We start from the raw sequence: 19119 nt of genomic DNA, 5'->3' as shown, positions 1-19119 counted from the left end.
ATGAATGTCATGAAACCCCACCACACCTTCAAACCGTTCCTGGCCTCCACCCTGCTTTCCAGCCTGGTCCTGCAGGCCGGCATCAGCCATGCCGACGACACGGAAATCTTCTTCGGCGGCCCGACCATCGACCAAGGGATTCGCCCCAACGTGCTGTTCATCCTCGACGACTCCGGCTCGATGAGCGGAACTCGAATGACGCAGCTCAAGAGTGCCTTCAGCACCATCATCAACAATGCCGGCAATATCAATGTCGGGATCATGGCGCTCAACACCAAAAATGGCGGATCCCGGCTGCTGTCGCCAGTCAAGAACATCAACGAAACCGTCAACGCCAAGCTCGCCACTCCGGCGATCATGGAAGGCGGTGATGACGCCACCTACATTGACAACGGAACCACCAACATCAGCGATCCGACGCTGGTAATGGGCTATACCGCAAACAGCGCAAACAGCGTTACCCGCTCGCTCGGCAGCAGCTCCAGCTACTCGGCGGACTACGCCTCGTATTATGTGGTTCGGAAAGACAGCAAAGACTATGCCTGCTCGGCAAAAATCGCCGATGCCGGATATGCGTGCCCGGCGGGGGTAAAACTCTCGATCAACGCCCGCTCGGGAAGCAGCGGCAACGACGGCATCCTCCTGTTCCGCAACCTCAACATACCCGCCGGCGTGAGCATCCAGAGCGCCAAACTGATACTGACCCCCACCAGCACCACCGCCACGCTGCGCAACTTCAGCATCAAGATTGAGAACACCAAGACCGCAGAGGCCTTCAACAACGACAGCACCATCGATGCCGGACGCAGCTTCGGCAATAGCGATCTCAATACCTCGGCCACGCCCGTGCGCAGTGCGGACAGCAAGGAAATCGTCTTCGATCTCACGTCCAAGTTCGCGAAGCTGCAAGATCTGAGTCCGGCGACCAACCCGATTGCCGATGTCGCCCTGCGCCTGCGGGGTACCACTGACAATTCCTATTCCTGGTATCTGGGCGATGGGGCGGAGAACTCCCCGCGCCTGGAGATCACCTGGACAGGGAGCGAAAACCGCACCCGCACCACCGGCCTGCGCTTCCAGAACGTCGCCATCCCCAAAGGCGCCAAGGTCACTTCCGCCCGAATCGACTTCGTCCCTGCTGCCTCCGATGATCGCCCGGTGACCTTTGACGTCACGGCGCAGAACATTGCCGATGCGCCGGCCTTCACGGCCAACGCCAGCAACTTCACCGGACGGATCAAGACCGCCAGCAGCGTGACCTGGACCCCGGAAGAGTGGCGCACGGCAAGCCCACAGGTCTACGTGGAAGGCCCCACGGTTACCTCCCTGGTGCAAAGCGTCATCGACAACAACAGCGACTGGTGCGGCAACAACTCCATGGCCTTTTTCCTGTCGCCCACCTCGGGCAGCGGCAGCCGCACGGCGTTCAGCCTCGATGCTGCCAAGAACCTGCAGCCGGTGCTGAACGTCACCTACACCGGTGGAGAAGACGGATGCCTCAATCCGGTCCTGGACATCTCCGTGGTCACCTCGAAAGACGACGGGTACCAGACAACCGGCACCGACAAGAAAGGCAAAACGACCTACCCGGTCGATCTGACCTCGAGCACAGCCCCACTCTCGGCCACGCACATTGCCAGTCGGTACAGAAAGCTCCCCATCAAGCAGGGCGCCACCGTTCTTGACGCCCAGGTGATAGTCACCCCCGACGACACCAACACCGGCACGGCGACCCTGAGCTTTGAAAAAACCGGCAACTCCAGCGAGCTTTCGACAAACGCCAAGAACCTGAGCGACCGCTCACTCACCAGCGGTACGAGCTGCACCATTACCCCGGTCGCCGCCGGCGAGCCGGTCAAACTCAACTGCCCGGAAAACGGCATCAAGAACGAACTGCAGAGCATCTTTTCCCGCAGCGACTGGAGCGACGGCAACTCGCTCACCCTGATGCTGAAGCCCAGTTCCAGCGATCTCGAACTGAGGACCTATGAAAGCAGCTTCGAAAGCGCCATAAAGCTGCGCATCAAGATCGCTTCCGGTGGACTAGGCGAAAGCAGCTATACCATTCGCGAATATACCAATGGCATAGTGCAAAGCCTCAATGCCAGTGGATCGACCCCCATCGTCCCCACACTCTATGAAGCAGCGGGCTATCTGACCCAGCAGCCAGGAAAACATATCGGCAGCGACCGCAGCCCGATAACCAGCTCATGCCAGGCCAGCTATCTGGTTCTGCTGACCGACGGTGCCGCGAACGGATACACGACTGCATCACGAACCGGCATCGCAAGCCTGACGGGGACCACCTGTACAGATGACGCCACCGATAGCGATGAAAAATGCGGACGCAGTGCCGTGGAATGGCTTGCCCAAGAAGACCAGGCCACCTTCGACGGACTCAACACCGTCACCACCCATACCATCGGCTTCAATACCAGCTCGGATGCGACGGCCACCAAGTTCCTCAACGATCTGGCCCAGCGGGGAGGTGGCAAGGCCTACCAAGCAGAAAATGCCGGCGAACTTGCCAATGCCTTCAACGAAATTGTCCAGGCAGCCCTGGCCACCAACACCACCTATGTGAACGCCAGCGCCCCGGTGAGCAGCTTCAACCGTGCCGACAACCTGGACGAACTGTACTTTGCCCTGTTCCGTCCCTCGGAAAGCGACCGCTGGCTCGGCAACCTCAAGCGCTATCGCATGAAGATCGACAACGGCGTAGCCACTATCGTCGACGCCGATGATGCCCCAGCCATCGACCTGAACAGCGGCTTCTTCAAAACCAGTGCCCGCAGTTTCTGGAGCGCCACCCAGGATGGCGACGACATAGCCCGAGGCGGCGCGGCAAGCATGCTGCCTGCGCCAGCGTCGCGCCAGCTGTTCACCTACCTCGGCGCTTCGCCGGCCGGCAAAGCTACCGACCTTGAAAAGCTGCTCACCACCAATACCAACATCACCGCCACAAAGCTTGGCAACAGCAGTATGTCGAGCACCGAGCGAACCAACCTGCTCAACTACATCCGCGGACTGGATATCGACGAGGATGGCAACACCGTGGCTCGACAGGCGCTGGGCGACCCCATCCATTCCTCTCCGCGCCTGATCACCTATGCCTGCAAGGACTACAACACTGACGGTACCTGCGCAAAAGCCGACATGAGCGCCATCATCGGCAGCAACGAGGGCTTCCTCCATCTGTTCGACGCCGCTACCGGGGTAGAGCAGTCCGCCTTCATGCCCGAAGCGCTGCTGCCGAACATCAAGCAACTGCAGGCGAACGCCAAGTCCACCTCGCAGAAACCGCGCCTGTACGGGATGGACAACACGGTCACGCTCTGGGTCAACGATGCCAACAACAATGGAGTGATCTATGGCGGCAAGGCCCCGGACGGCAAGCCGATTACAGGCAAGAACAGCGGCGAATTCGTCTACGCCTACGCCACCATGGGCCGCGGCGGACGAAATATCTATGCCCTCGACATCAGCGATCCCAAGACCCCCAAGATGCTGTGGCAAATCCTCGGCGGCAGCACGGGCTTCGAGAAACTGGGCCAGACTTGGTCCGCACCGGTCAAGACCCGGATCAAGGTGGGCAGCGAAATCAAGGATGTGCTGATCTTCGGCGGTGGCTATGACACCAAGCAGGACACCCTCAACCAGGCGGACAGCATCCGCAGCGCGGACGGAGTGGGCAATGCCCTCTACATCGTCGACGCCAAGACCGGAGCAAAGATCTGGTCTGCTGGCAATGACGACACGCACGACCTGACGCTGCCCCAGATGAAGTACGGCATCCCCAGCAAGGTGCGAGTGATCGACATCCAGGCCAAATCGGATGTCCAGGTGGACAAAAGTACCGGCCAGCTCAAGGACGGCGGCGCGCTGATTATCGACACGGAAAAGACAGCCGACCAGATTTTCGTCGGCGACATGGGCGGCCAGGTCTGGCGCTTCTTCATCAACCATGGCAAAAGTGGCAAAGACTTGGTCACTCCCGGAGGCAGCAAGGGCGATGGCATATTCGCCAGCGTCGGGGGCAATACCCCGGCCTCGGCGCGGCGCTTCTACCACGAGCCCGACGTGTCGCTGCTGAAAGTTGGCTATCAGCCGGTCCTGACAGTCAATATCGGCAGCGGCTACCGCGGCCATCCGCTCAACAAGACCATCGAAGACCGCTTCTACTCCTTCCGCACCGACACCCTGTTCAGGAGCGACGACGAAGGCACGCTGGGCGAAGACGACATGTACGATGCGACCAATAACCTGATCCAGAGCGGTAGCACTGCTGATAAGACTGCCGCCAAAACGGCTTTCGGGAAACGCCGTGGTGGCTGGTATATCACCCTCAAGGGCGCCGGCGAAAAGGTACTGTCTCGCGCGCTGACCGCCGGCGACGCCATCTACTTCAACACCTACGAGCCCAGCAGTAGCAAGGCCGCTTGCAGTGCCTCGGTCGGCCAGAACCGCTCTTATGCGGTACGCCTACTCAATGCCACGCCGGCCAGGTTAGCGACGGATGCGGCAGGAACCTACGAGGATCGCTACCAGGAGAGCAACAGCGGCGGTATTTCCAGCGATCCCCAGTTGTTCTGCCAGGGTAACGATTGCTACGTTCTTCCCGACCCCTCCGTCGCGCCGACTCAGGTAAGGACGCCACCACTCGGCAAGACCTACTGGATAGACGAGACTACCGACTGATCATCGATCCGGGCCACCTGCGGTGGCCCGCACCGCCATCGAGACACCATATGAAGAAACAGCAAGGCTTTACCCTGATCGAGTTGATGATTGTCGTGGCCATTCTCGGCATTCTCGCCACCATCGCCATTCCCAACTATCAAAGCTATCTGCAGCGCACAGCATGCGAGGATGCCAAGGCGACCCTGGTGGGTGCAGCGAATGTGATGGAGCAGCACCGTGCAAGACAAAACAGCTATACCGGTGCAGTCCTGGGCGTCTATTCCGCCAGCCCTGTGGATGGAAGCAGCAAACAAACCAACATTGCGATCAGCGCATCGACCGCAACCTCATTCACCTTGACCGCAACTCCAATAGCCGGTGGACGCCTAGCAGGCAAAGGCACACTGACCTTGGCCTCGACAGGGTTACGTGGCGGTACCGGAGACCTGGTCAACGCCGACGGTTCCTGGAAGAGCTGCAACGGCATCTGAAAGAAAAACGGGGCGCATGGCGCCCCGTTCTGCATTGAGCTGATCCCCTACAGCTCGTGCACCCGCAACTCCTTCGGCATGGCGAAGGTCACGTTCTCCGGCTCCCCGTCCAGCTCGAGCACCTCGTCAGCGCCCCATTCGCGCAGGCGGGCGATGACGCCCTGGACCAGCACCTCCGGCGCCGAGGCGCCGGCGGTGATGCCGATCTTCTGTTTGCCGTCGAACCAGTCGCGCCGGAGGTCGTCGGCGCCGTCGATCAGGTAGGCCGGGGTGCCCATGCGTTCGGCCAGTTCGCGCAGGCGGTTGGAGTTGGAGCTGTTGGGGCTGCCGACCACCAGCAGCAGGTCGCAGTCCTCGGCGAGCTGCTTGACCGCATCCTGGCGGTTTTGGGTGGCGTAGCAGATGTCGCTCTTGCGCGGCCCCTGGATGGCCGGGAAGCGCTCGCGCAGGGCGTCGATGACCTTCGAGGTGTCGTCCATCGACAGGGTGGTCTGGGTGACGTAGGCCAGCGCCGCGGGGTTGCGCACCTCGAGACGGGCGACGTCGTCCTCGTCCTCGACCAGGTAGATGGCGCCGCCGTTGCGGTTGTCGTACTGGCCCATGGTGCCCTCTACCTCGGGGTGGCCGGCGTGGCCGATGAGGATGCACTCCTGGCCGTCGCGGCTGTAGCGGGCGACTTCCAGGTGCACCTTGGTGACCAGCGGGCAGGTGGCGTCGAACACGCGCAGGCCGCGGCGGGCCGCCTCGTCGCGCACCGCCTGGGAGACGCCGTGGGCACTGAAGATGACGATGACATCGTCGGGCACCTGGTCGAGCTCCTCGACGAAGACGGCGCCGCGCGCGCGCAGGCCCTCGACGACGAACTTGTTGTGCACCACTTCGTGGCGCACGTAGATCGGCGGGCCGAACACGTCGAGGGCGCGGTTGACGATCTCGATGGCGCGGTCGACACCGGCGCAGAAGCCGCGGGGGTTGGCGAGGGTGATTTGCATGGCAGTTCTCGGCACGCGGGGATTCAGGGGAGTCGCAGGGTGGGCTGGCGGCGCAGCAGCACAACCCACCATCGCGAACGCCGGGCCGCCTATCGCCAAAACACTTGGCCTGCGGCGCTCGGTTGGGCGAATGAATTCGCCCCTACAGGAGTCAGAGCGGCTGCACGTCGACGATTTCCACGTCGAAGGTCAGGCGCTTGCCGGCCAGCGGGTGGTTGAAGTCGATGGTCACCTGGGCATCGTCGAACTGCCTGACCACGCCCGGCAGCTCGGCGTTGGCGGCATCGTTGAAGATGATCAGCAGCCCTTCGGACAGCTCCATGCCCTCGAAGTTGCCGCGCGGCATGACCTGCACGTTCTGCGGGTTGGGCTGACCGAAGCCGTGCTCCGGCTCGATGGCGATCGAGCGCTTGTCGCCGGCCTTGAGGCCGTAGAGGGCCTGCTCGAAGCCGGGCAGCAGGTTACCGTCGCCGACCTTGAACACGGCCGGGCTCTTGTCGAAGGTGCTGTCGACCACGTCGCCCGACTCGAGCTTGATGGCGAAGTGCAGGGTTACCTGGCGCTCGGGGCCGATGCGCTGTTCAGTCATTGCGGTCTCCGCTTTTCTCGGATTTGAACATGTCCAGGGCCAGCAGCACGGCGCCGACGCTGATGGCGCAGTCGGCGATGTTGAAGGCCGGGAAATACCAGCGGTTCTGCCAGTGGACCAGGATGAAGTCGATCACGTGGCCGTAGGCCACGCGATCGAACAGGTTGCCCAGCGCACCGCCCAGTACCAGCGCCAGGCCCAGCGCCAGCCAGCCCTGGCCGCGGCGCGGCAGGCGCCTGAGCCAGACCACCAGCACGGCGCTGACGCCGATGGCGATGACGGCGAACAGCCAGCGCTGCCAGCCGCCGTGGTCGGCGAGGAAGCTGAAGGCGGCGCCGGTGTTGTAGGCCAGGGTCCAGCTGAAGTAGTCGGGAATGACCACGATCTGCTGGTACATCTGCAGGCTGCCCTCGAAGTACAGCTTGGTGACCTGGTCGAGCACGAAGACGATCGCGCTCAGCCACAGCCACGGCAGGGCGCCGAAGCGCCCGGCGGTCTCAGGCATGCAGGCGCACCTCGCCGCTGCCGCTGACGTTGTCCACGCAGCGGCCGCACAGCTCCGGATGCTCGGCATGCTGGCCGACGTCCGCGCGGAAGTGCCAGCAGCGGGAGCACTTGGCATGCCCCGACTTGAGCACCTGCAGCTTCAGACCGGCGACCTCGCTGTCGACCGCCTCGGCCGGAGCCTCGGCCAGCGGCGCCAGGCTGGCGTACGAGGTGATCAGCACGAAGCGCAGCTCGTCGCCCAGCTTGGCCAGCTTGGCGGCCAGCGCCTCCTCGGCGTACAGGGTGACCTCGGCCTGCAGGTTGCCGCCGATGGTCTTGGCGTTGCGCTGGTTCTCCAGCTCCTTGTTCACCGCGGCCTTGACCGCCATCACCTCGGTCCAGAACTCGCGCCCCAGCGCGGCGTCGGCGTCCAGCTCGAACAGGCCGTCGTACCAGGTATTGAGGAATACCGACTGATTGCGCTCGCCCGGCAGGTACTGCCAGATCTCCTCGGCGGTGAAGGCGAGGATCGGCGCGATCCAGCGCACCAGCGCCTCGGCGATGTGGAACAGCGCGGTCTGGCAGGAGCGACGCGCCTGGCTGTCGGCGCCGGTGGTGTACTGGCGGTCCTTGATGATGTCCAGGTAGAAGCCGCCCAGCTCCTGCACGCAGAAGTTGTGCACGCGCGAGTAGACGTTCCAGAAACGGTACTGCTCGTAGGCCTCGGTCAGCTCGGCCTGCAGGCGCGCGGCGGCGTCCACCGCCCAGCGGTCCAGCGCCAGCATCTGCGACGGCTCGAGCAGGTCGCGCTTGGGATCGAAGCCGCTGAGGTTGGAGAGCAGGAAGCGCATGGTGTTGCGGATCCGCCGGTAGGCGTCGGCGCTGCGCTGGAGGATCTGCTTGGACACCGCCATCTCGCCGGAGTAGTCGGTGGCCGAAACCCACAGGCGCAGGATGTCGGCGCCCATGCTGTCGGTGACTTCCTGCGGGGCGATGACGTTGCCCAGCGACTTGGACATCTTGCGGCCGTTCTCGTCGACCACGAAGCCGTGGGTCAGCAGGCCGCGGTACGGCGCGTGGCCGTCGATGGCAGCGCCGGTCAGCAGCGAGCTGTGGAACCAGCCGCGGTGCTGGTCGGAGCCTTCCAGGTAGAGGTCGGCGCGCGGGCCCTGGTCGTGGCCCATCGGGTGCGAGCCGCGCATCACGTGCCAGTGGGTGGTGCCGGAGTCGAACCAGACGTCGAGGGTGTCGCTGATCTTGTCGTAGTCGGCGGCCTCGCTGCCGAGCAGCTCGGCGGCGTCCAGCTTGAACCAGGCCTCGATGCCTTCCTGCTCGACGCGCAGGGCGACCTGCTCCATCAGCTCGACGGTACGCGGGTGCAGCTCGCCGGTCGCCTTGTGCAGGAAGAACGGGATCGGCACGCCCCAGTTGCGCTGGCGCGAGATGCACCAGTCGGGGCGGTTGGCGATCATCGCGTGCAGGCGCGGCTTGCCCCAGCCCGGGTAGAACTCGGTCTGCTCGATGGCGTTGAGCGCGCGCTCGCGCAGGGTGGCGCCCTGCGCCGGCTCGCGATCCATGCCGACGAACCACTGCGCGGTGGCGCGGTAGATCAGCGGGGTCTTGTGGCGCCAGCAGTGCATGTAGCTGTGGCTGATGCTCTCGTGCTTGAGCAGCGCGCCGACTTCCTCGAGCTTGGCGACGATCTGCGGGTTGGCCTTCCAGATGAACTGGCCGCCGAAGAACGGCAGGTCGGCGACATACACGCCGTTGCTCTGCACCGGGTTGAGGATGTCGTCGTTGCTCATCCCGTAGTGCTTGCAGGTGCGGAAGTCGTCCTCGCCGTAGGCCGGCGCCGAGTGGACGATGCCGGTACCGGCGCCCAGCTCGACGTACTCGGCGAGATACACCGGCGAGAAGCGCTCGTAGAACGGATGGCGGAAGCGGATGTTCTCCAGCGCCGCGCCCGGGGCGCTGGCGATCGCCTCGCCCTCCAGGCCGTAGCGCTTGAGGCAGGACTCGACCAGTTCGGCGGCCAGCAGCAGCAGCCGGTCGCCGACGTCGACCAGCGCATACTCGAACTCGGGGTGCAGGTTGAGCGCCTGGTTGGCCGGGATGGTCCACGGCGTGGTGGTCCAGATCACCGCGCAGGCGGTCTTCTCCAGGGCGGGCAGACCGAAGGCCGCGGCCAGCTGGGCGGCGTCCTCGACGGCGAAGGCCACGTCGATGGCGTCGGACTTCTTGTCCTGGTACTCGACCTCGGCCTCGGCCAGCGCCGAGCCGCAGTCGAAGCACCAGTTGACCGGCTTGAGGCCCTTGAACACGAAGCCGCCCTTGACCATCTCGGCCAGGGCGCGGATCTCGCCGGCCTCGTTGGCGAAGTTCATGGTCTTGTACGGGTTGGCGAAGTCGCCGAGTACGCCGAGGCGGACGAAGTCGGCCTTCTGGCCGTCGATCTGCTCGCTGGCGTAGCTGCGGCACAGTTCGCGGGTCTTGTCCGCCGGCAGGTTCTTGCCGTGGGTCACCTCGACCTTGTGCTCGATCGGCAGGCCGTGGCAGTCCCAGCCCGGCACGTAGGGGGCGTCGAAGCCGGCGAGGGTCTTGGAGCGGACGATGATGTCCTTGAGAACCTTGTTGACCGCGTGGCCGATGTGGATGTTGCCGTTGGCGTAGGGCGGGCCGTCGTGCAGGACGAACTTCGGTCGGCTGGCGCCGAGCGCGCGCAGCTTGCCGTACAGGTCGATCTCGTCCCAGTACTTGAGGGTTTCCGGCTCGCGCTGCGGCAGCCCGGCCTTCATCGGGAATGCCGTTTCCGGCAGGTTCAGGGTCGCTTTGTAGTCGGTCATTTCAGGTTCTCTAACGGTTGACCCTGCCAGTGGGCACGGGCGGCGGCGATGTCCGCGTCGATCGCCGACTTCAGTGCCTCCAGGGAGGCGAAACGCTGTTCGTCGCGCAGCTTGCGGTGGAACTGCACCACCAGGCGGCGGCCATAGAGATCGCCGCTGAAATCCAGCAGATGAACTTCCAGATGGGCACGGCCGTCGCCGGCGACGCTGGGCCGGGTACCGATGTTGGCCACTCCCGGCCAGCGCCGGCCGTCCAGCGCGACGCTCACCAGATAGACGCCGCTCAGCGCCGGGCGCAGCCGATTGAGCTGCAGGTTGGCGGTCGGCGTGCCCAGCTGGCGGCCGAGCTTCTGGCCGTGCAGCACCCGGCCGCTGATGGCGTAGGGACGACCGAGCAGGCGTTCGACCTCGGCGAAGTCGCCGGCGGCCAGTTCCTCGCGCACCCGCGTGCTGCTGATGCGCTCGCCGTCCAGCTCGATGGTGTCCGCCGACTCGACGGTGAAGCCCTCGCGCGCCCCGGCCTCCTGCAACAGGGCGAAGTCGCCGGCGCGGTCGCAGCCGAAGCGGAAGTCGTCGCCGACCTCGAGGTGCCTGACCCCCAGGCCCTCGACCAGGATCTGGTGGACGAAGGCGTTGGCGGACAACTCGCGCAGGCGGCGGTTGAAGGTCAGGCACAGCACCCGGTCGACCCCGCAGGCGCGCAGCAGCTCGAGTTTCTCGCGCAGGCTGCTGATGCGCGGCGGGGCCTTGTCCGGAGCGAAGAATTCGCGCGGCTGCGGCTCGAAGATCACCACGCAGCTGGGCAGGCCGGCCTGCGCCGCGCGCTCGCGCAGACGCGCCAGCACGCCCTGGTGGCCGCGATGCACGCCGTCGAAGTTGCCGATGGTGGCAACGCAGCCCCGCTGGCAGGAGCGCAGATTATGGAGACCTCGGACCAGTTGCATAGACGCGTCTTGTGTGCAAATTGGCCGATTATACCCATGCATCGGGCATCAGGCGTAGGCCCCGTGACCACCTGCTCAATGGCGCAGATGGCGCAGGCGCAGGCCGAGCAGGACCATCGCGGCAACGTAGACGGCGATGCCGCCGCCGACCAGCAGGCTCAGCTCCAGCGCTCGGCGCTGCCAGCCCCAGGCGAACCATGCCGCGGAGGGCGCGTTCAGCCACCAGACCAGCGCCACCATGGCGGCGCAGCCGGCCAGCAGGCGCAGGGCGAACAGCCCCCAGCCCGGCGCCGGCTGGTAGACGCCGGCCTTGCGCAGCCCCCAGAGCAGCAGGCCGGTATTGAGCATCGACGACAGCGAGGTGGACAGCGCCAGGCCGACGTGCTGCAGCGGCCAGATCAGCACCAGGTTGAACGCCATGTTCGCCACCATGCACTGCACGGCGATGCGCACCGGGGTCCTCAGGTCCTGGCGGGCGAAGAAGCCCGGCGCCAGCACCTTGATCAGCATGAAGGTGAGCACGCCCAGCGAATAGGCCTCCAGGGCGTTGGCCGCCTGCACCACGTCGCGCTCGGTCATCTTGCCGTAGTGGAACAGGCTGGCGATCAGCGGTTCGGAGAGGATCGCCAGGGCCAGCGCCGCCGGCACGCCGACCAGCAGCACCATGCGCAGCGCCCAGTCGATGGTCGCCGAGAAGGCCTTGGGGTCGCCGCCGGCATGCTGGCGCGACAGGCTGGGCAGGATCACCGTGCCGATGGCGATGCCGAAGGCGCCCAGCGGCAGCTCCGACAGGCGGTCGGCGTAGTACAGCCAGGACACGCTGCCGGTCTGCAGGAAGGACGCCAGCACGGTGTCCAGCAGCAGGTTGATCTGGCTGACCGACACGCCGAACAGCGCCGGCACCATCAGCGTCATGATCCGCTTGACGCCCTCGTCCTTGCGATCGGGCCGCGGGATCGGCAGCAGCCGGATGCGCGCGAGGAACGGCAGCTGGAACAGCAGCTGGGCCAGGCCCGCGACGAACACGCCCCAGGCCAGCGCCATCACCGGCTGGTCGAAGTAGGGAGTGAAGAACAGGGTCGCGCCGATCATGCAGATGTTGAGCAGCACGGGGGTGAAGGCCGGCACGGCGAAACGCCCGTAGCTGTTGAGGATGCCGCCGCAGAAGGCGGTCAGCGAGATCAGCAGCAGGTAGGGAAAGGTGATGCGCAGCAGGTCGCCGGCCAGCGCCAGCTTTTCCGGCTCGCCGCGAAAGCCCGGGGCGAACAGCATGATCAGGTAGGGCGAGGCGACCACGCCGAGGGCGGTGAGCGCGGTGAGCGTCAGACCGAGGGTGCCGGCGACCCGGTCGACCAGTTGCTTGACCTCGGCCAGGCTGCGCTGCGCGCGGTACTCGGAGAGCACCGGGACGAAGGCCTGGGCGAAGGCGCCCTCGGCGAACAGCCGGCGCATGAAGTTGGGAATCTTGAAGGCGATGAAGAAGGCATCCGCCGCCGGACTGGAACCGAAGTAGGCCGCCACCACCATGTCGCGCACCATGCCCAGCACCCTCGACAGCAGGGTCATCACGCTGACCACCGCACTGGATCGCAACAAACTGCTTTTGGCCGACTCGCCGGACATGCTTTAATCCCCGCCCCTGCAAAGGTCGGCGAGTGTAAGCCAGCGCCCGCCCGCCCGACCAGCACCCGACAGCCGCCATTGCCCCTTGACAACGCCTTTCGGCGCCGGCATGATTCGCGGCCTTATTTACTTGGTATCCCCAGTTTTCGAGGAGCTCGACGGTGGCCAACTCCCCCTCCGCCAAAAAACGTGCCAAACAGGCTGAGAAGCGCCGCAGCCACAACGCCAGCCTGCGCTCGATGGTGCGTACCTACATCAAGAACGTAGTCAAGGCTATCGACGCCAAAGACCTGGCCAAGGCTCAGACCGCCTACACCCTGGCTGTGCCGGTGATCGACCGTATGGCCGACAAGGGCATCATCCACAAGAACAAAGCTGCTCGTCACAAGAGCCGCCTGAACGGCCATATCAAGGCCCTCGCCCAGGCGTAAGCTTCTGTTCCGACAAGAAACCGGCTTCGGCCGGTTTTTTGTTGCCCGCAGAAAGGTGACGGGCGCTCGCGCGAGGCGAACGCCCGGCCCGCTACAGCTTCTCCGCCGCGATAGCCGCGCACCGATCCGGCCGGTGCTGCGCGGTGCGCCAGGCCACCAGCATGGCCCCGCCGGCACAGCACAGCATCACCAGCGCCATCGGCCGCGCCGTGCCGTCGTGCAGCACGCCGACCAGCGAGGCCGCCAGCGCGGCGATGGAGAACTGCAGGCTGCCGAGCAGCGCCGAGGCGCTGCCGGCATGGGCGCCCTGCCCGGCCATGGCGCAGGCCGAAGTATTGGGCATCACCACCCCCAGGGTCGCGATGCAACCGAACAGCGGCACCAGCAGCGGCCACAGGGTGGCCGGCTGCAGCCAGGCCACGCCCAGCAGCGCCAACGCACAGCCCAGATAGAAGGCCACCCCGCGCGGCACCCAGAACGCCGGACCGCGCCGGGCCAGCAGCCGCGTGTTGAACTGGGCGAGCAGGATGAAGCCGGCGGCGTTGCTGCCGAACAGCCAGCCGTACTGCTGGGTCGGCACCTGATAGAGCTCGATGAACACGAAGGGCGAGCCGGCGATATAGGCGAACATCGCCGCGATGGCCAGACCGCCGGTCAGCGCATGCCCCAGGAAGGCCCGATCGGCCAGCAGCAGCCGGTACTGGCGCAGCGCCCCGCCCAGCGGCGCCGGCGGCAGCTCCGGCGAGCGCGTCTCCGGCAGCCAGCGCAGCACCAGCAGCAGGCACAGCGCGGCGAACAGGCCAAGGGCGGCGAAGATCGCCCGCCAGCCGGCCAGCTCCAGCAGCAGCCCGCCGGCGGCCGGCGCGAGGATCGGCGCCAGCCCCATCACCAGCATCAGCCGCGAGAACACCCGCGCCGAGGCGACCGGATCGCACAGGTCGCGCACCACCGCACGCGACACCACCATCCCGGCGCAGCCGCCCAACGCCTGGATGAAGCGCGCGGCGACCAGCCACTCGAGGCTCGGCGCCAGCATGCAGGCAAAGGTCGCCACGCCGAACAGCGCGACGCCGAACAGCAGCGGCACGCGGCGCCCGAAGCGGTCGGCCAGCGGCCCGTAGAGCAGCTGGCCGATGGCCAGGCCGACGAAATACGCCGCCAGGCTGTACTGCACGTGCTCGACGTCGGTGGCGAAGCTGTCGGCCAGGGCCGGGAAAGCGGGCAGGTAGAAGTCGATCGCCAGCGGCGCGAAGGCCGTCAGCGCGCCGAGAATCAGCAGGATACGCAGGGACATCGGAACTCCGGACAGGACGCGGCGTGCCGGCGGAGGGCAGCTGCAAGACCGTCCGTTTTACATACGTTCAAGAATGTTTGCAAACCGTCGGGGCGCGGCATGCTTCTTGCTCCCGCCTTCGCACAACTGTAACCCGCACCCGGTAAATAGCTGCCATGGATTCACGGAGCAGAGCTATGTCCACCCTCACCGAACTGGCCAAACAGATTGCCGAGCTGTATCCACTCCGGGACAAGACCGCCGGCAAGCGCTATCGCATCGTCAACCAGCTGGCCGGCCTCACCGAGCTGGAGGAGGTCGGCGGCCGGCCGCGCTACGTGCCGACCCGCGTCCTGCAGGACGACAAGCTGTGGGACCTGGCCGGCTGACCTCTCACTCACGCCCGGAGGCCAGCCTGGACAGGTCGACCACTCCCGCATCGCTGAAGCGCCGGCTGCCGAACCAGCCGCCGCCGAGCTTGCCACGCAGCACATAGGGCACATTGTCCAGCCGGGCACTGTCGACCATCCCCAGCGCCTGACGCAGGGCAGCAAAGGCCGAGATACTCACCGGCACCTCGATCACGCTCTCGCCGAACCCCGGCAAGCGGCCGTGCTGAGCGCTCACCCCGCGCGCCAGCAGCCTGCCGTTGACCTTCAGCTCCAGAGCAACACCGCTGTAGTCGATCCCCCCGGCATTCGGGTTCTGCACCCGCAGCTTCACCGCCAGGCGCACCTCCAGCCCCTCCCCGCGCAGCGGCTCGATGCCGACCACCTGGAAGCTCAGCGGGTCGCGACCGCCGAACGTGGCGCAGGACAGCAGCCCCGGCATCAACAGCAGCACCAGCAGCAGGCGCACCGCGCGGGCGAACAGCGGAAAGGCGGGAGCGGACATGGCATGCCTCCGGAAAGGAGAGGGCGAGAAGGAAGCCGGCAAGGCAAGTATTCACCCAGCCGGCCGATCCTGCCCTACCGCGCGCGCACCAACAGCGCACCAACAGTGCGCATTCACGCACCGGCCCGCGCACACCAGCAAGCCGCCCTCAACACGATCACGGCCGTCACGGCGCGGTAAAACCACGGAAACAGTGTGGCATTAGACTTGCTACGTGGAAGACGGGACCCTCCCCAAGCCCCAGCAAGCACTCAACGAGGAAGAGCCATGGCCATTGCGATCAACTGGACTGCCGAGTTCGAAACCGGCATCGACATCATCGACGAGCAGCACAAGCGCATCTTCGAATACCTGAAGGAAATCGACGAGGCCATCTCCAGCAAGTCCGTCGAGCAGATCGAGCACGTCATCAAGTCGCTGATCGACTACGCGATCTCGCACAACACCTTCGAGGAAACCCTGATGGAGAAGGCCGGCTATCCGATGCTCGAGGCCCACCATGAGGTGCACGAGCGGTTCAAGGAGCGCGCCCACTCCTACCGCGACCGCTTCGGCAACGGCGAGGACCCGATCCGCCTGGCCCGCGAGGTGCGCAGCGACATCGGCCTGTGGCTGACCAACCACATCAAGCGCGACGACAAGCACTACGTCAACTACGTCAAGCGTGATCTCGAGGGCAGCTTCGTCGGCCGCATGCTCAACAAGATCTTCGGCTGAGCCCCGCCTGCCGGGCGGCCACTGCGCGCCGCCCGCCCCACGACTGCCGACCATTCCCCGGAGCCGCACCGACCGCTCGCCGCGCAGGCTCCGAGCGCCCTTCCGGCACCGCCCCGGCCCCAGCACCGAGGGCCGCGAATATGCCCGCCTCCTGCTCCCATCCGCGCCGGCGCGCGATATGCTCAAGATGAGGCGCGACGCCAATGCCTCCGGCCGGGTCAGGTCACCCGTGCCCGGCGGCGCTGGGCGGGCGTCAGGCACGTTCGCCGCTCGCCGCCGAACGCCCACCACGACAATAATAAAGAGAACAAGACCATGACCATCAAGGTAGGCATCAACGGCTTCGGCCGTATCGGACGTCTGGCCCTGCGCGCCGCCTGGGGCTGGCCAGAGCTGGAATTCGTGCAGATCAACGACCCGGCCGCCGACGCGGCCACCCACGCCCATCTGCTCAACTTCGACTCGGTGCACGGCCGCTGGCGGTTCGACGCAGGCAGCGACGGCGACAGCCTCGTCATCGGAGACTGGCGCATCCGGGTCACCCACAACAAGACCATCGCCGATACCGACTGGTCGGGCTGCGACCTGGTGATCGAGGCCAGCGGCAAGATGACCAGGGCGGCCCTGCTGCAGGCCTACCTCGACCAGGGCGTCAGGCGCGTGGTGGTCAGTGCGCCGGTCAAGGAGCCGGAGGTGCTCAACGTGGTGCTGGGGGTCAACCACCAGCGCTTCGACCCGCAGCGGCATCGCATCGTCACCGCCGCCTCCTGCACCACCAACTGCCTGGCGCCGCTGGTCAAGGTGATCCACGAGGCGCTCGGCATCCGCCACGGCTCGATCACCACCATCCATGCGCTGACCAACGATCAGGTCGTCATCGACCAGCCGCACAAGGACCTGCGCCGCGCCCGCGCCTGCGGCATGAGCATGATCCCGACCACCACCGGCTCGGCCACCGCCATCGCCGAGATCTTCCCCGAACTGCGCGGCAAGCTGAACGGCCACGCGGTGCGCGTGCCGCTGGCCAACGCCTCGCTGACCGACTGCGTGTTCGAGGTCGAGCGCGCCACCACGGCAGAGGAAGTGAACCAGTTGCTCAAGGCTGCCGCCGAAGGCGAGCTCAGGGGCATCCTCGGCTACGAGGAGCGCCCGCTGGTGTCCATCGACTACCGCAGCGACCCGCGCTCGTCGATCGTCGATGCGCTGTCGACCCTGGTGGTCAACGGCACCCAGGTGAAGCTGTACGCCTGGTACGACAACGAGTGGGGCTATGCCAACCGCACCGTGGAGCTGGCGCGGCTGGTGGGCGAGGCCCGCTAGACCCGGCATGGCCTGGCTTGGTCCCGGAGACAGGCTTGCCCAAGCGGGCCGATGGCTCCGCTGGATAGCGGCAGCCCGAGGGCGGCGGCCGGGCGATCCGCCTGAAGCGCGCATCAACGGCACCCCATGGCCACGAACCGCGGCGCGCCCCTTAGCCCGCCTTGGAAACGGCAGGCCCAGAAAGCACAAAGCCCCGGAATCCGGGGCTCTGCGCTTGTGTTGGTGGAGCCGGGGGGATTTGAACCCCCGTCCGCCAGCTCTCCGCTATTGGTTCTACATGCTTAGCCATCTCTACTGAGTTAACTCCTCGCGACCCGAGTGGCAGGGTGCTTGGAGCGAGCTGCATGAGTTTTAGCCGTTACGCCTGCAGCGAACTTGGCGGCGATCCTGTTCTATATGACTGACCAAATCTTCGGGTTTACAGGCATCCCCTAGGGTCAGCTAGCGGCCCTTAGGCGGCTAGAGCGTAGTTGTCGTCGTTGGCAACTATGAGTTTGTAACAGCGAATTTACGAGTTCTGTTACCAGCTCGGCATGCCCCTCAAGTTTTGTTACCGGCGTCGAATCCTGATCGGCCCCTGGGTACTTCTGCTTGCAAGGTCGGATGAAGTGTACGGCAAAGCTTCCCTGCGGCCAAGTCTGATGTAGAGTAGCCGCTGGCCAGCGTCCGGCCAGCCGGACGGACGGCCCCGGGGAGCCATAGAGCGAAGCGATTGGGGCGATTCCCTCAATCAATTACGCCTAAGCCCCCGCCCGGGGTAGGATGCTCCCCGTCAACCAGTTTTCAACCCTGAAGGAGTTCAGCGAATGTCCCTCATCAACACCCAGGTCCAGCCGTTCAAGGTCAACGCTTTCCACAACGGCAAGTTCATCGAGGTCACCGAAGCCGACCTGAAAGGCAAGTGGTCGGTGCTGATCTTCATGCCGGCAGCCTTCACCTTCAACTGCCCGACCGAGATCGAAGACGCCGCCGAAAACTACGCCGAATTCCAGAAGGCCGGCGCCGAGGTGTACATCGTCACCACCGACACCCACTTCTCCCACAAGGTCTGGCACGAAACTTCCCCGGCCGTCGGCAAGGCCAAGTTCCCGCTGATCGGCGACCCGACCCACGTGCTGACCAACGCCTTCGGCGTGCACATTCCGGAAGAAGGCCTGGCCCTGCGTGGCACCTTCATCATCAACCCGGAAGGCGTGATCAAGACCCTGGAGATCCACTCCAACGAGATCGCCCGTGACGTCAGCGAGACCCTGCGCAAGCTGAAGGCCGCCCAGTACACCGCCGCCCACCCGGGCCAGGTCTGCCCGGCCAAGTGGAAGGAAGGCGCCGAGACCCTGACCCCGTCGCTGGACCTGGTCGGCAAGATCTAAGCAGCCCTTCCAGGTTGTCGCCTCGCGGGAGCTGTCACCCGGCTCCCGCGACGCCCGAATGCCCGGGTGGGTTCCGCCCGGGCATTTTCATATCCGAATTTCGCAAAAGGGATACCGTCGCCATGTTGGATGCCAATCTGAAAACCCAGTTGCAGGCCTACCTCGAGAGGGTCACCGAACCGTACGAGATAGTCGCGTCCCTGGACGACGGCGAAAAATCCCGGGAAATGCTCGCCCTGCTCGAGGACATCGACGCCCTTAGCGACAAGATCACCCTGGATACCGCAGGCCAGGACGCCCGCAAGCCCTCGTTCGGCTTCCGCCGCGACGGCGTGGAGATCGGCCCGCGCTTCGCCGGCCTGCCCATGGGCCACGAGTTCACCTCGCTGGTGCTGGCCCTGCTGCAGGTGGGCGGCTACCCGCCGAAGGTCTCCGACGAGGTGATCGCGCAGATCAAGGGCATCGA

At 65.4% G+C, this 19119-nt stretch carries 15 protein-coding genes, 1 other RNA gene and 1 pseudogene; 8 read left to right on the top strand and 9 right to left on the bottom strand.

The window, feature by feature from the left end:
• The first annotated feature begins 9 nt into the window (after positions 1–9).
• Both RA210_RS21120 and RA210_RS21115 read left to right on the top strand, forming a co-directional pair.
• Positions 10–4698, top strand: coding sequence for a PilC/PilY family type IV pilus protein (locus RA210_RS21120; protein ID WP_201487913.1), 4689 nt, complete (start codon positions 10–12; stop codon positions 4696–4698).
• A gap of 50 nt (positions 4699–4748) precedes the next feature.
• Positions 4749–5171 carry a type IV pilin protein gene (locus RA210_RS21115; RefSeq protein ID WP_136489137.1) on the top strand — a complete coding sequence of 141 codons (423 nt, stop codon included), beginning with the start codon at positions 4749–4751 and terminating at the stop codon, positions 5169–5171.
• 47 nt (positions 5172–5218) lie between these two features.
• Here RA210_RS21115 and ispH read toward each other — a convergent pair whose 3' ends face one another.
• From ispH to murJ, 6 genes are all read right to left on the bottom strand, one after another.
• Positions 5219–6163, bottom strand: coding sequence for a 4-hydroxy-3-methylbut-2-enyl diphosphate reductase (ispH, locus tag RA210_RS21110; RefSeq protein WP_201487912.1), 945 nt, complete (start codon positions 6161–6163; stop codon positions 5219–5221).
• A 151-nt stretch (positions 6164–6314) separates the two neighbouring features.
• Complete coding sequence (fkpB, locus tag RA210_RS21105) at positions 6315–6752, bottom strand: FKBP-type peptidyl-prolyl cis-trans isomerase (protein WP_136489135.1); 438 nt, start codon at positions 6750–6752, stop codon at positions 6315–6317.
• On the bottom strand, positions 6745–7257 hold the full coding sequence (gene lspA / locus RA210_RS21100) for a signal peptidase II (protein ID WP_136489134.1): 513 nt from the start codon (positions 7255–7257) through the stop codon (positions 6745–6747). Before lspA ends, fkpB begins: the two co-directional genes overlap by 8 nt.
• On the bottom strand, positions 7250–10081 hold the full coding sequence (ileS, locus tag RA210_RS21095) for an isoleucine--tRNA ligase (RefSeq protein WP_201487911.1): 2832 nt from the start codon (positions 10079–10081) through the stop codon (positions 7250–7252). Before ileS ends, lspA begins: the two co-directional genes overlap by 8 nt.
• Positions 10078–11025 carry a bifunctional riboflavin kinase/FAD synthetase gene (ribF, locus tag RA210_RS21090; protein WP_136489132.1) on the bottom strand — a complete coding sequence of 316 codons (948 nt, stop codon included), beginning with the start codon at positions 11023–11025 and terminating at the stop codon, positions 10078–10080. The genes ileS and ribF overlap by 4 nt, the downstream gene beginning before the upstream one ends.
• A gap of 75 nt (positions 11026–11100) precedes the next feature.
• The gene (gene murJ / locus RA210_RS21085; protein WP_201487910.1) at positions 11101–12648 is read right to left on the bottom strand and encodes a murein biosynthesis integral membrane protein MurJ; all 1548 of its coding nucleotides are present in this window, start codon (positions 12646–12648) and stop codon (positions 11101–11103) included.
• Positions 12649–12809: 161 nt separating this feature from the next.
• On the opposite strand from murJ, the gene rpsT reads away from it, so the two are divergent.
• Positions 12810–13079 carry a 30S ribosomal protein S20 gene (gene rpsT / locus RA210_RS21080; protein ID WP_090211787.1) on the top strand — a complete coding sequence of 90 codons (270 nt, stop codon included), beginning with the start codon at positions 12810–12812 and terminating at the stop codon, positions 13077–13079.
• A gap of 91 nt (positions 13080–13170) precedes the next feature.
• Here rpsT and RA210_RS21075 read toward each other — a convergent pair whose 3' ends face one another.
• Positions 13171–14373, bottom strand: a complete 1203-nt coding sequence (locus RA210_RS21075; RefSeq protein WP_136489130.1) for a multidrug effflux MFS transporter — start codon at positions 14371–14373, stop codon at positions 13171–13173.
• 176 nt (positions 14374–14549) lie between these two features.
• Here RA210_RS21075 and RA210_RS21070 point away from each other — a divergent pair, with 176 nt between their 5' ends.
• On the top strand, positions 14550–14741 hold the full coding sequence (locus RA210_RS21070) for a hypothetical protein (protein ID WP_136489129.1): 192 nt from the start codon (positions 14550–14552) through the stop codon (positions 14739–14741).
• 4 nt (positions 14742–14745) lie between these two features.
• Here the strand turns inward: RA210_RS21070 and RA210_RS21065 are convergent, their stop codons facing one another.
• On the bottom strand, positions 14746–15225 hold the full coding sequence (locus RA210_RS21065; RefSeq protein WP_178084048.1) for an LEA type 2 family protein: 480 nt from the start codon (positions 15223–15225) through the stop codon (positions 14746–14748).
• A 288-nt stretch (positions 15226–15513) separates the two neighbouring features.
• Between RA210_RS21065 and RA210_RS21060 the strand changes: the two genes are divergently transcribed.
• Positions 15514–15963 carry a bacteriohemerythrin gene (locus tag RA210_RS21060; RefSeq protein ID WP_136489127.1) on the top strand — a complete coding sequence of 150 codons (450 nt, stop codon included), beginning with the start codon at positions 15514–15516 and terminating at the stop codon, positions 15961–15963.
• A 315-nt stretch (positions 15964–16278) separates the two neighbouring features.
• On the top strand, positions 16279–17283 hold the full coding sequence (locus tag RA210_RS21055) for an ArsJ-associated glyceraldehyde-3-phosphate dehydrogenase (RefSeq protein ID WP_136489126.1): 1005 nt from the start codon (positions 16279–16281) through the stop codon (positions 17281–17283).
• A 220-nt stretch (positions 17284–17503) separates the two neighbouring features.
• On the opposite strand, the gene ssrA is transcribed toward RA210_RS21055, so the two are convergent.
• Positions 17504–17861, bottom strand: a transfer-messenger RNA (tmRNA) gene (gene ssrA, locus RA210_RS21050).
• 228 nt (positions 17862–18089) lie between these two features.
• On the opposite strand from ssrA, the gene ahpC reads away from it, so the two are divergent.
• Together ahpC and RA210_RS21040 are read left to right on the top strand one after the other, a co-directional pair.
• On the top strand, positions 18090–18653 hold the full coding sequence (gene ahpC, locus RA210_RS21045) for an alkyl hydroperoxide reductase subunit C (protein WP_092432055.1): 564 nt from the start codon (positions 18090–18092) through the stop codon (positions 18651–18653).
• Positions 18654–18775: 122 nt separating this feature from the next.
• Positions 18776–19119: pseudogene (locus tag RA210_RS21040) on the top strand (alkyl hydroperoxide reductase subunit F); the annotation flags it as partial.

Origin of the sequence: Pseudomonas sp. OF001 (assembly GCF_904426495.1) — a bacterium.
In the GTDB taxonomy this organism is placed as follows: domain Bacteria; phylum Pseudomonadota; class Gammaproteobacteria; order Pseudomonadales; family Pseudomonadaceae; genus Geopseudomonas.
Note: the sequence above shows the minus strand (reverse complement) of the source record. Positions and strands in the feature narration are given on the sequence as shown.